This is a genomic window from Kosakonia oryziphila, from assembly GCF_900094795.1.
Lineage (GTDB): Bacteria > Pseudomonadota > Gammaproteobacteria > Enterobacterales > Enterobacteriaceae > Kosakonia > Kosakonia oryziphila.
The window spans coordinates 1-12,768 of sequence record NZ_FMBC01000010.1; the positions used below are offsets into that span (position 1 = coordinate 1).

At 51.4% G+C, this 12,768-nt stretch carries 9 protein-coding genes; all 9 read right to left on the reverse strand.

What is annotated here, in order from left to right; genetic code table 11:
• Positions 1 to 2,186 (reverse strand): type VI secretion system Vgr family protein (locus GA0061070_RS06535; RefSeq protein WP_090134689.1); only part of this gene is annotated, 2,186 nt, incomplete at its 3' end.
• Positions 2,187 to 2,190: 4 nt separating this feature from the next.
• Positions 2,191 to 2,844 (reverse strand): T6SS protein Cts1T, encoded by a 654-nt coding sequence (locus GA0061070_RS06540; protein ID WP_090134690.1) that lies wholly within the window; start codon positions 2,842 to 2,844, stop codon positions 2,191 to 2,193.
• A gap of 14 nt (positions 2,845 to 2,858) precedes the next feature.
• Complete coding sequence (tssM, locus tag GA0061070_RS06545; protein ID WP_244153051.1) at positions 2,859 to 6,686, reverse strand: type VI secretion system membrane subunit TssM; 3,828 nt, start codon at positions 6,684 to 6,686, stop codon at positions 2,859 to 2,861.
• Positions 6,687 to 6,697: 11 nt separating this feature from the next.
• Positions 6,698 to 8,053: a type VI secretion system protein TssL, long form gene (tssL, locus tag GA0061070_RS06550; protein ID WP_090134692.1), complete on the reverse strand. Its 1,356-nt coding sequence runs from the start codon at positions 8,051 to 8,053 to the stop codon at positions 6,698 to 6,700.
• Complete coding sequence (tssK, locus tag GA0061070_RS06555; protein ID WP_090134695.1) at positions 8,053 to 9,399, reverse strand: type VI secretion system baseplate subunit TssK; 1,347 nt, start codon at positions 9,397 to 9,399, stop codon at positions 8,053 to 8,055. Before tssK ends, tssL begins: the two co-directional genes overlap by 1 nt.
• 3 nt (positions 9,400 to 9,402) lie before the next feature.
• Complete coding sequence (gene tssJ / locus GA0061070_RS06560) at positions 9,403 to 9,930, reverse strand: type VI secretion system lipoprotein TssJ (protein WP_244153052.1); 528 nt, start codon at positions 9,928 to 9,930, stop codon at positions 9,403 to 9,405.
• A 90-nt stretch (positions 9,931 to 10,020) separates the two neighbouring features.
• On the reverse strand, positions 10,021 to 10,506 hold the full coding sequence (locus GA0061070_RS06565) for an Hcp family type VI secretion system effector (RefSeq protein WP_090134699.1): 486 nt from the start codon (positions 10,504 to 10,506) through the stop codon (positions 10,021 to 10,023).
• Between the two features lie 164 nt (positions 10,507 to 10,670).
• Positions 10,671 to 12,170, reverse strand: coding sequence for a type VI secretion system contractile sheath large subunit (gene tssC, locus GA0061070_RS06570; RefSeq protein WP_090134701.1), 1,500 nt, complete (start codon positions 12,168 to 12,170; stop codon positions 10,671 to 10,673).
• Positions 12,171 to 12,191: 21 nt separating this feature from the next.
• Positions 12,192 to 12,710, reverse strand: a complete 519-nt coding sequence (gene tssB, locus GA0061070_RS06575) for a type VI secretion system contractile sheath small subunit (RefSeq protein WP_006178500.1) — start codon at positions 12,708 to 12,710, stop codon at positions 12,192 to 12,194.
• Positions 12,711 to 12,768: the final 58 nt, after the last annotated feature.

Here is a 12,768-nt window from a genome sequence, read left to right on the forward strand (position 1 = left end):
TCCGTTGGCGTCTCCGTTGGTGTCTCCGTTGGCGTCTCCGTTGGCGTTGGCGTCGGAAGCGGCGGTAATGGAATCTCAACACCAAACATGGTCGCTATTACAGGTAACCCCGGCAGGCCGATCATTCCACCACCACCTCCACCACCTCCACCACAGCCACAGTTATTGCAGCAGTCGCCAGGGTTAATATCGACTTCGCCCCCCTGAATAACCACCTTATCGGAACCGACGATTTTGATCTTCTTCGCCGAGATCACCAGCTCGCCGCCTGCTGTCAGCGTCATGGCGCCGCCAGCAACAGTGGTGCTCGCGCCACCAACAGCCAGCGAGTGATAGCCCCCCACGTTTACCTGATGAGCACCACCAACCGATAAAGAGTGGTAACCGCCCACATTCGTCATAAACGCGCCGCCGACGTTAATCCCCTTCGCCAGCGCGACGTTGTCGGTCTGGGCACCACCCACCTGAATCGCCAGCGCCCCGCCGATCATGGCACTACTATTACCGATCACATCCGACATGTAGTTCGCCCCAACGAACAGGTTCCGCGACAGGCCGACATTCACGTTGGAGTTCATGCCGATCGTCTGCACTTCGTTCTGCTTGGTTAAGCGGGTCATGTTACGCTCGGCCTGCTCCCAGTACTCCTCCAGACCTGGCTTATCTTCAAAGCGAATGCCGTTGTAATTGCTGCGCCCACCGCCAACGGTGCGGCTGACCAGCCCGCTCTGTGTGGCATTCATTGGCAGATCCCACGGCGGCATAGTGACGTTGTTGTACAGGCTACCAATGATGAGCGGCCTGTCGGGATCGCCATTGATAAAATCGACAATCACTTCATGGCCGATACGGGGAATATAAATCCCGCCAAAGTTATTCCCGGCCCAGGCCTGGCTCACACGTAGCCAACAGGAATCTAACTCTCTGTTTTTACCGTAGCGATCCCAGAGAAAACGCACCCTTACGCGCCCGTATTCATCCGTCCAGATCTCTTCGCCGTCAGGGCCAACAACGATGGCCGTTTGCGGGCCACTGGTTTTCGGCTTTGGTACCGTCATCGGGTGACGATAAATTTTGGTGGTTGGTTGAACGGTAAAATCGCAGTGATAGCGAAATTCGTCCTGGCCGGTAACCTGATTAATCTCTTCCACTATCAGATGGCTGCGCAAAATCATGTATTCGCGGTTCGCCTTCTCGACCGGGTAATTCACCAGTTCAAAATCGCAGCCGCAGGCAATACCGCGCAGTTCGCCTGACCCTTCACAGCGTGACCCCTGCGCCCCTAGCTCTTCCATTCGCACCCGAGCGAGTTGCTCGCCGATACCGGGCTGCTCATAATCACCAGGCCAGTGGAAGATCTCCATCGCGTTGAAACTGGTTTTACGCGGCTTGCTGTCCAACGCCATAATATCGGCGCGTGACTTCGTAAAATCGTAGTCATTTGTGACCCATTTACCGGAGGTAATGGTCTCCTGAAAATGGAGCTGGCTAATATATTCCTGATCCATCTTCGGTTGATCGGCGGCATACTGAATAACGTGGTAAGCTTCGCTCGGGAAGCGTTTATGCGCCCCAACATTATCCACTAAAATAAGTTTGTGGTGTTGCTCAGTATGCTCAAAGAACCAATAAATCCCCCACTCTTCCATTAACCGCTCAATAAAATTGAAGTCGGTTTCACCATACTGGACCTGGAAATCAAGCAGTGGATAGCTTCCCGACAGCCTTTTATCTAACGGAAAGTTGTAATTCCCTAATACTTCATCAATAATATCCACAACATTTTTTTGTTGGAATATTTTGAAATCAGAGGTTAATTCCGCCAGATGTAACCATGGGCGAATCACAATTTCATAAAGTGCCTGATTACCATCGCGCCCGATATAACGCGCACGTTGAACCATCCCTGAAATTTCCCGAGTATCTTTACCAATTGCAAAAATATCCCCCAAACCGTTGCCGTCCAGCTCAATGGTAACGGTCATCTCTTTACCGATTAATGCCTTCAAATCAACATTCGATGCAGACTGCCAGGGTATTAAAGAGTTAGCCGGGGTTTTAGCCGTAATCACATAAGAATACAGGGACGACAATGCCTCTTCGCCATCCAGTTTTGAGATGACTAACGCGGGATCGCCCAGCAACAACGGCATCGCCGGACTACTTAATGTAATAGTACGTGACATATAATCACCTGATACGTTGTGAATCCAATATTTTTCTGTGTCGACTTTCTCGCCACAACCATATTCCTGGCTCTTGCGATGTACAGTCAGGCCAGTTTTTCCATGGCATAACGTCAACACCATCGCTATTTCGGATACAATAGTCTTCCTGTGATCCCTCCCTGAGTAAGGCCTGCGAACGGTTTTTAAAACGCCAGGCTGGCGTTAGCGCAAAAGATTCCCAGAACGGAGAATAAGCGCGCTGCAACGCTGTTCGCCATTGCCGTAGCAATGATGTGTTATGGGCAGAAAAATGATTTCCCTGTATCATGTTTAAAATTCTGCTCATCCAGAATGTCAACGGAAATTCAGCCTGCATATTATTCTTCAGCCAGCGATACGATACTGGGCTGTATATTCCAACCAGCGTTCGTTCCCCTTGCTCATTACAAAGAATTCGACACGCTCCCACATAGTGGTATTTATCCTGTACAGTGCTGGACGATATGACAAAACACCAGGGATACGCCGCAGGCAAATAATCATCTGTCATTACCATTGCCATGTTTGACAAAATTTCCTGAGAAATAAAAGCCTCTATCTGACGCTGCTTTTTTCTCTTTCCGCAAAACGGACTCGCACGCGACTCACCAACAAGTAAATACAGGCGTAGAGACATCTTTCCCTCTGATTTTAATATTCACCGGGACAACGGAAATCTTTCAACATATCCATTACCAGTTGATCTTTGAAGGTAAGCCCCGCCACTTCAATGTCCGCACGTCTGGAGTCCAGCGAATAACGCAAAATAAGTTCATCGGTATCAGTTGAGGTAATATCACTGGCATTATCCAGCCAGCGAAAAAGCGACCACGGCCCGCTAAACGTCATCGAAGAAGCCCCGGTTGCGACTCTCGGGGTCGCATTCATCGACGTTTTTGATACCGAACGCGACGTCGGCCAGACAACCGACACCGATGAAACCGGCCAGTGCGCATAATTAACCTGCTGACCATCAAAATTCATATTGAGTTGCGTAATTGACGAATCCAGATGCTGTACTGAAATATCAAACGCAAGCGCTAACTTCCGGCCATTTTCCCCCTGAAAAAAGGCTTCGCGAATATCTGCCGCCTGCTCAAAAAAAGCCAATATATTCGCGTCATCAGTATCTATCTCGCCTTTGTAGCGCCACGGCTGAGAAGAAGTATCGACTTTATCCGCCAGATGTTTTTTGTAGTATTCATCCACCAGACCGCCCACCGCGAAAAAGCGCTCAAAATCCGCCCTTTTAACTTCACGAGTGGTATTGGCAAAAGGGTAACGCCCCTTTAATGTGGCGCGACAAACTTGCCCAAGACTCTCTTCAATCCCTTCATTGCTTCTGGCGATAGACTCCTGACTGGCGTGGTAATACACGCTATCCAGCAGCGGCCCCACCAGATGGCTCAGCGGATCGGGCCAGGTTTGCGATTCGGCGCTAATTTTCAGAGCGCTATTAGGCAGCGACGGCGAATTGCCATTCTTCAGCGCATCGTCGTAAATCACAAATAGTGTATATTGCTCGCTTAGCGCACCCATTAGCTTGCCAAACCCGGCACCGCCCATCGCCGGACTACCTTCCTGCGCCAGTTCGTGACTGCCGGTGGCAAACTCACGCAACGGTGCAAAATGGCTATCCACCCGCTCCCTGAGCAACTTCTTTTCCATGCTGGCATAAGCGAGGTTAACCTTCGCCGCCGCATTTAAAACCTGGCCTTTCGTGCCGATATTGTCCAGCAGCGATTTGTCATCGCTTTTTACCAAGGTTGTCTCTCTCACGATGCGCTGAATTAAATTCACCAATGGCGAGCTGGAGGCGCTGAGCGTGCGCAGCATATAGATATTTGCCGCCACACCAGCGCTGCCGTAATCCTGCGTGAGCACATTCTCTTTGATGCGAATGTTGCTCAGAAAGTCCTGCCAGTGCCGGGTATATTCATCCAGATAGAGCGCGAGGATTTGCTGCTGTACCGGGTTCACCAGCGTGCCATCGCTGCCGACAGCCACTTTTGGCAGCGCCGCATCCGGGCTGGATTTCCCCAGCACCCAAGCATCTTCACGCGCTAACAGCATCAGGCCCGGTTCCATTTTTTTTTTAAACGCCTCGTAATAGCCCGCCCGGGTAAAAAGGCCGGGAATGGCGCTCTCGCGATACGCAGAACTCAGGGTGAACAAGTCGTCGCCTTGTGATTTCGCCATTTCACCAAGGGTTAAATCCGCTGGCACATCCTGCACCAGTGAGACTTTGATACGCCTATAAAGGCGGCTGGCTAAATCTTCACGCTCCAGCAACGCACGAGCATATTTCACCAACCCTTCATCCGCTTCCTGCCCAAAACGCTGCCAATCCGGTGCGGCAAAAAGCTGGGTCAGATGTGAGATAAAAACCTGCCGCTCTTCATAAGGCTGGAGTTTACCGTTGCGCTCCCACAATTGGGTAATGCCGTTAATCATCTCTTGCTGGTCAAATTTGCCCTGACCGGAAACCTGCAAATAGAGTTTTAACAGGTTGTAGACTCGTTCATCGTCACCACCATCAATCGCTTCCTGTAACGCCAATACGACCTGCTGCTGAATCTGTGGCAACAGCAGACGTTGCAGGAAATACTGGTACAGCGAATCCGACGCCGTCGCCACATCCGTGCCGGTATACAGCCCATAACGCCACGGCAATGTTGGGTTCAGCACCTCCAGCGTGCCGTATTCCGGCAGATAGTGTGACAGTGCCAGCAGGCGAGGTAGCATGGTGTCGCTCGCCGACTGATTAAAGCGGTTTACCTCATCACGCAGCGTAGTGACCTTGAGTTCAATGGCATCCAGATAGCCACTGTTGTTGTGGTAGCTGTTATAGAAGCCATTTAACAAGATAAAAGCCACCACAATGCACAGCATATGGCCAAAGAAACGCTGTAAGCGGTACTTTGACTGATTCGCCAGGTTATAGCGCGCCAGGTGCAGATCTTTAACGATAACGTCGCTAAAAGGCTGTTTAAGAAAATATTGCCGCCCGTAAGAGACATCGTTAATCAGAAAATCCTGGTCATCTGACTTCGCGCTCAGCAAGGCCATCACTTCCGGCGATTTATGCTCAACATAGTTCGACCAGTTACGAATCACGCTCTGGTTATTTAACAAATTGAAATCGATCGGCTGATGGCTGCTGGTAAAATAGATACCGCGTAATTGGGTGTAGCTTTGCGTTTCATCATAGCGGGAGGCAAAAAAGATGTTATGCATCACTTCCGCCACCATGCCAGAAAGCAGGTGAAAATCTTGCGGTAACGCGTACATCTTTTTGCGATCGCGATGGTCGTACTCCTCCTGCTGGCGCACGATCATTTCGCGCTCCAGACGCTCTTCAAGCAAGGAGAACTCCTCCGTGATCTGGCTGCGCAACCCGGAGACAGAGGCCGTTTTGATATCGCCATAAGGGAATGTCACGCCCCAGACCTGCTCGCGCTCCTGATCGGTCAGGATCCTAAAATACTCAGTAAAGCCCGGCAGTTGATCGAGTTTCGTCACCAGCACATAAACCGGAAACCGCACACCCAACGTCTGACGCACGTCCTCAACTTTTGCCCGCAGACTGGCCGCCAGTTCAAACAGTTCCGCTTTATTGCGGCACATTATGTCAGCGGCGGAAAACGACACCACAACACCATTGATCGCCTTAACCGGACGGTTTTTTTTCAGCGCTTTCAGAATCGCGCGCCACTCGTTGAGGTGCTTTTCCGGCTCGCTGATATATTTCCCGGCCGTGTCGAGCCAGATAGCATCATTGGCGAACCAGCACTCGCAGTTGCGGGTGGGCGATGTCGATTTGCCAACCAGGTTAAGCTGTTCCGGCAGCGGGAAATTCTGGCCAGATGCCAGAATCGCGGATGTTTTCCCGGACCCGGTGGTACCGATCATCATATACCAGGGCAGCACATCCAGCGGCTTACGCGCCAGAATCACGCGCTGGAAAAATGACAGCGTACCGCGACTCTTGTTGACATAGTTCACCGCATTGCCAATCACGGCCGCCACTTCCGAACTATTATCTTCTGCAATCGGCTCTATGTGGCGCACAAACCTATTGAGCAATGACGGATTGTCTTTCAGCGCCAGCAGTAACAGCCACAAGCCGTATAACAGCGTGATCAGCAAAATAACGGCAATGATCGCCAACCTGACGCTAACCGCCGCAATAGGCCAGCTTTCACCAACCAGCAAGAAGGGGCCGAATACCCAAACAATCACGCATAACGTTGCGGCGAGCGCAATAAACATGGGCCAGCCCAGCCAGAGGCACGCCAGACAGAAGGCCGCCAGCAGAATAAAAATAGCGCGTGACTCAATGCTCAACAGAGGACGAGATTCACCAAATCCAAAAAACGGCCCCAGGAACCAGATGGCAGCAACCAGTAATGCCACACCGCACACAATCAGCAGCGTCTTCATAAACCGCATGGTGAAGACCCTATTTAAATAAGACATTGTCGTCCTCGTTAATACGTGACAAAAAACTCAATACGGCGATTCTTCGCCCGTCCCTGAGGCGTCTCATCGGAGGCCACGGGTTGACTGCTTCCTACGCCCCGGACTTTCACCTTGCTCTCAGGCAGCCCAGCCGAAATAAAATATTGCGCCACTTCTGCGGCACGTTTTTCTGAGAGAACAATGTTATTCGGCAATCCAGGTCGGTTGATCGGGGTGGCGTCCGTATGGCCGACAATCACCACATCGCCGTCCACACGTCGAACTTCGCTGGCGATACGCTCAATAACTTTCACCATGTCCGGCTGCACATGAACAGAACCCGACAGGAACAACGTATCGCCTTTCAGCACCACTTTGCTCTGCTGCTGGCTCTCATCCACACTCAGAAGTTGCTTCTTGATTTCGTTACGCAGCAGCACCGCCAGCCTCAGACGCATGGCAGGTTGCGCCACGGGCACGCTGAGGTTTTGCATGGCATAGATGCCATTGGTGATGCCGTCGCTACGCGACAGTAACCAGAATTTGCACCAGAGAAACGCCGACACCACCAGAACACCGACGCATAGCGCACTCAGTCGAACAGGGATCACTATCTTCTCGCGCACCGCAGGCCCATGCGGTTGCAACCCATGTGGCGACAGCGCAGGCGGGGTAGTGTTGCGTGTGCTTTGAATCAGGGTCAGCAGGCGCTGGCGGATTTTGCTGAGCTGGCGGTCGCCATCTTCAATAATGCTGTAGCGTCCTTCAAAGCCCAGCCCCAGAATACGCAGCAGCACCTCCAGCACATCCGCAAATTCAGTCGGGTTCATGGAGAGGCGACCAACCAGCAGGAAGAATTTATTCCCGCCGTCGTTATCCCCTTCAAAGTGGTTCAGCAGGTTGCTCTGCGACCAGCCCGCCTCAAGCCCCCAGGCCGTGGTATGCGCCGCTTCATCAAGCGCGGTGCAAAGGCAATAGCGCACAATAGCCATCTTTTTCCACGGAATGTTCACCTCATCACAGACGATACCGAACAGCGTTATTTGGCTCTTAAGGGTGTTTTTGAGGATCTCGACATGGGTAATATCGCTTATCTGCTCCGGCATATCGCCAAGCGCGCGTAGTAGCGGCTGGGCGGCTTCAAGCAGCGGATTTTCCGCCGCCTTCACGCGCAAAATTCGCTGCTGTACGCTTTCGCTTTTCAGCGTGTTCTCGCCACGGTTCGCACGCTCGCCAATGGACGCCGTCTCTCTTTCTGGTGTCGATTCTGGCTCCTGTATCCAGTCGCCCTGCTCGTCCAGCAGGAATTTACCCAGTGCCTGTGGTGAGCTATCCCCGTAATCCATTGATTCAGCGGACGCCTGCGCCTTGATATCGTCTTTCATCAGTTCCTGATTCCCCACAGTTCCATCTTCAGGCCGGGGAACTCACCTGCAATATGCAGCGCCAGTGCGCCGGTGGTGGAGATCTTGTCCCAGAAAGGCCCATTTTTGAGCAGATCAAAGTAGACATAACCCGTACTGTATGGGATCTGACGCGGCGGCACCGGTAATCCTTGTAGTACCAGGCCCGGCAAGTGCGAGCGAACCAGCTCATGCAATTGCTGCGGTGCGCTGATTTTGGCCTGCGCCTGGAACTGCTGCTGCAACACATCCATAGGCAGCTGTGCGTGAACCGCCAGCACCAGGTTTGAGAACGAGCGCAGTTCATTCGGCAGAATTGAAGCCGCCCAGACGCCGTTGCCTTTAGCTTGTAGGTCGATAAGCTGCCCTGCCCGCACCAGAATCTGGTTAAGCAGGTCATGCACATCGTCTACCAGAGGACGAATCGAAGGGTAAAGGCTGGCGTGATCGTAACCCGGCGCACTTTTGGGGCGACGCGTTTTGGTGCGCACAAACGTCGAAAGTTCTCCTGCCAGCTTCGCCAGCTCTTCATAAAGCACGATGGGCGGTAGCTCCGGGATATGGCGCAGGTGATCGAGAATCGGCTCGTATTTATTGAAAATCTGCAACAGCAAATAATCCACCACCTCGGAGCTGGCACTGGCTTTGCCGTCAGATGCCGACAGGCGATGCGCCAGCATCCCGGCGCGCATTTTGACCAGGCCATTAAGGTGAGTCAGCCATTCGCTCAACAGCGGATTCGCCGCATAACCGGTAACGGGCGGAATATAGTCTTCCAGATGCAGCAACACACTGCCATCAGGCTGAATCGCCTTGACGCAAGTTAGCGGCAGGCCAATCCACGATTCGGTCATTTCAGTTTGCGAAACCAGCTTGAGCCGCAATTTCGCCAGTTGTACCGGTTTTGGCCCCTGACGAATCGCGTTGGTGTCGCACAGTTCCGTCTCTTGCGCACGAAAACGTGCCAGTGAACTGGCGTCGTGCTGGCTGAAGATGGTTTCATCGCTATTATCAAGGCGTAACGGCACCGCCAGATAAATCGTCTTCCCCAAATGCTCAGGCAAAATCGTTAGCGGCTCGGGTAAATCGGCGTGATCAGGCACATCAAACGGCGTGCCATCCGGCAATACGCCGCGCGCGGTACGCAGCACCAGCTTGCCATACGACAACGCCTCGCGGTCGATTTCATACTGAGAGAATCCCCAAAAGAAGGGGCTTAGAGTCGAGGCTCTTTTATGTGCATAGTATTCAAAATAGCGTTCTTGCTGTTGAAAAAGCTGCGGACGAAGAAACAGCCCTTCACTCCAGACGACTTTATTCGTTCTCACGGTTTAATCCATTTCTTTAATTGTTATTGCTGTTTTCTGGAAATGCGCATTCAACTCAAGCGAATCATCGCGAAAGAAACTCGGCCGCCACCACGATGTTTTCTTTTCTGGTCGATCCCAACTCACCAGCCAAAGAGAATCGTTAAGACTGCGATATGCGCCAATGAAAGCAAGGCTGCGGGTATTACCGTCGAGCTTAATCAGAATGGTGCGCGATTCTCCAGGTTGTAGAATCGCTTCATAGACTTTAGAAGCCGCCGCCTGTACAGGTTTACTGGTCCCCTCAACAATTTCAAAAAAATCCGCATTGGTTAAAACATCCAGATCCTTGACGCTGTAAATAAATATATTGAGAGGTGCCGGTTCTCCCATTTCGTTTGGATTAATATCGCTTGCCGCCAGCAGATGTATTTTTATTTCATCGCCATCAGCCACCTGGCTGCTATTACCACTACAGGCGGCCAAAAAGAGTGACAGTAAAAAAACCGTCATTCCCTTTCTTATGAATTTTTTTTCTTTTCCGCTAAGCATACTTTTCCACTCAATCCATCTGGTCTGCGTCATCCTGAGAAGAATTTTGCCGCCGCAGCGGCAAAATTCTGTCAGCGAGCCTGGCAGTAATTAGCTGCGCAGGTTTGCTTTCACGTCGTAACTGGTAGAGATCACGCCAGACTTCGTGCCTTCGGCGTTCTGCATGACATAATCCTGAGTCAATTTCGTGAAGGCGAAGGTCACGCGCTCACGCGCACGCGTTTCGTCTTCGTGGGAGCCAGAAGTTTCTATGTGAGTAATAATGACATCGGTGAATTTAATGGTCAGATATTCCAGCGGATCGCCGCCAGCTTTACGAACCACAAACTGAATGTCTTTAATATGCTTACCAGACAGGCAGTAGCTCAGCAGATTAGTACTAGCCTTATCGACATAATGCTCAAAGCAGAAATCTTCAACCTTTGCTTTACCCGCCCCGCCACCGGAACCGCTATGCATATTTGAACTCTGGCTGCTTGCCCAATGCCAGGACAGCACTTCGATTTCATTTTTATGGGTAGCATCAAGAGATTCGCCTTCGATGCCATCAATTTTAATAAACATATCCTGAGCCATACTATTTCCTTAATCAGCTTTAATTAATAACGTTACTTTATGAGTAACGAGCGAAACGAAGACAAAAATATTTTTTTGCCTTTTACAGCGCGCAAGGATCCCTGCGCAGCTGTTTTTTTATTAAGAATAAAACGGGGATTATTCTTCTTTGTTAACTGTCTGAATTACGCTACGTCTTTCAACGATGGTAATTTAGCGACCATACGCAAAGAGACTGTCAGACCTTCCAACTGGAAATGAGGACGCAGGAAGAATTTCGCCTGGTAATAACCAGGATTACCTTCAACATCTTCCACTACCACTTCCGCTGCTGCCAGCGGACGACGCGCTTTGGTTTCCTGGGAAGAGTTCGCCGGATCGCCATCGACATAATTCATCACCCAGTTGTTCAGCCAGCGCTGCATATCTTCACGCTCTTTGAACGAACCAATTTTGTCGCGCACGATGCACTTCAGGTAGTGCGCAAAACGTGAGCAGGCAAACAGGTACGGCAGACGCGCGGAAAGGTTGGCATTGGCCGTTGCGTCTGGATCGTAGTATTCCGCCGGTTTCTGCAATGACTGCGCGCCAATAAACGCCGCGTAATCGGTGTTTTTACGGTGAACCAGTGGAATAAAGCCATTCTTCGCCAGCTCCGCCTCGCGACGGTCAGAAATCGCAATCTCCGTCGGGCACTTCATATCCACGCCACCATCGTCGGTCGGGAAGGTATGACACGGCAGTTCTTCCACCACGCCGCCGCTCTCTACGCCGCGAATCATGGTGCACCAGCCGTAATGCTTGAAGGAACGGTTAATGTTAACCGCCATCGCATACGCGGCGTTCGCCCAGACATATTTGCCGTGATCCGCGCCGTCGGTATCTTCCTCAAAATTGAAGTTATCCACCGGGTTGGTGTTGATTCCGTAAGGCAGACGGGCAAGGAAGCGCGGCATCGCCAGACCGATATAACGAGAATCCTCAGACTGACGCAGGGAGTTCCATGCGGCATACTCCAGATTTTGGGTAAAGATTTTCGTCAGATCACGCGGGTTAGCCAGCTCCTGCCAGGAGTCCATCTGCATCACGGATGGTGCAGCGCCGGTAATAAACGGCATATGAGCAGACGCCGCCACCTTACCGATAGAAGAGAGCAGGTCCACGTCCGGCGCGCTGTGGTCAAAATGGTAATCCGCCACCAGGCAGCCATATGGTTCGCCACCAAGCTGACCGTACTCTTCTTCGTAGATCTGCTTAAATAGCGGGCTTTGATCCCACGCGATACCTTTGTAGCGCTTCATGTTGCGACGCAGGTCATTTTTGGAAATGTCCATAAAGCGCAATTTCAGCTTCTCATCAGTTTCAGTGTTGTTCACCAGGTAATGCAGACCGCGCCAGGCGCTTTCCAGATGCTGAAACTCTTCATGATGAAGAATCAGGTTAATCTGCCCGGACAGCTTAAGGTCAATCTCCGCAATGATAGCAGCGATGTTTTTATACGCATCGTCAGTCATCATGATCGAGGTGGCGAGCGCCTGCTCCGCCAGGGTTTTCACCGCCATTTCGACCGCCGATTTCGCCTGCTCGGACTTCGGCTTAAATTCACGGGTCAGTAACGCATTAAAATCATTTTGCGTTGCGGCCTGCGGCGCGGCCTGTTTATGGTTTTGTGCTTGAGTTGCCATTTTTATCTCTCTGATTCACATTCAGGACGCGGCTTCATCAGCCTGTTTAGGTTTTGGTGCCGATGCCAGGGTGTTCAGCAGCGACTTGTCATTCAGCACTTTCATCACCAGGCTTTCTGCACCCGCTTTACCGTCCATATAGGTTTGCAGGTTGGCAAGCTGGGTACGAGCTTCGAGCAGCTGAGATAACGAGTCCACTTTGCGGGCAATCGCGTCTGGCGAAAAATCGTCCATGCTTTCAAAGGTCATATCGACCATCAGTTGCCCTTCACCCGTTAAGGTATTCGGCACCGCGAACGCCACGCGCGGACGCATGGCTTTCATACGCTCGTCAAAGTTATCGATGTCGATGCTCAGAAATTTTCTGTCCGCAACAGGCGGCAATGGTTCCAGCGGTTTACCGGATAAATCCGCCAGCACGCCCATTACGAATGGCAGTTCAATTTTCTTTTCACTGCCATAGATTTCTACGTCGTACTCAATTTGTACGCGCGGTGCACGGTTACGTGCGATAAATTTTTGTGAATTACTCTTGCTCATATGGATAAATACTCTTTGTTCACCGTTTATGTATAAATCATGGCTGGTCTGATGGTTA

What these genes read in the sequence shown, in the direction of transcription:
- tssB (WP_006178500.1), bottom strand. Translation starts at nt 12,710, where the DNA reads ATGAGCAAGAGTAATTCACAAAAATTTATCGCACGTAACCGTGCACCG.
- tssC (WP_090134701.1), bottom strand. Translation starts at nt 12,170, where the DNA reads ATGGCAACTCAAGCACAAAACCATAAACAGGCCGCGCCGCAGGCCGCA.
- GA0061070_RS06565 (WP_090134699.1), bottom strand. Translation starts at nt 10,506, where the DNA reads ATGGCTCAGGATATGTTTATTAAAATTGATGGCATCGAAGGCGAATCT.
- tssL (WP_090134692.1), bottom strand. Translation starts at nt 8,053, where the DNA reads ATGAAAGACGATATCAAGGCGCAGGCGTCCGCTGAATCAATGGATTAC.
- tssJ (WP_244153052.1), bottom strand. Translation starts at nt 9,930, where the DNA reads ATGCTTAGCGGAAAAGAAAAAAAATTCATAAGAAAGGGAATGACGGTT.
- tssM (WP_244153051.1), bottom strand. Translation starts at nt 6,686, where the DNA reads ATGTCTTATTTAAATAGGGTCTTCACCATGCGGTTTATGAAGACGCTG.
- GA0061070_RS06540 (WP_090134690.1), bottom strand. Translation starts at nt 2,844, where the DNA reads ATGTCTCTACGCCTGTATTTACTTGTTGGTGAGTCGCGTGCGAGTCCG.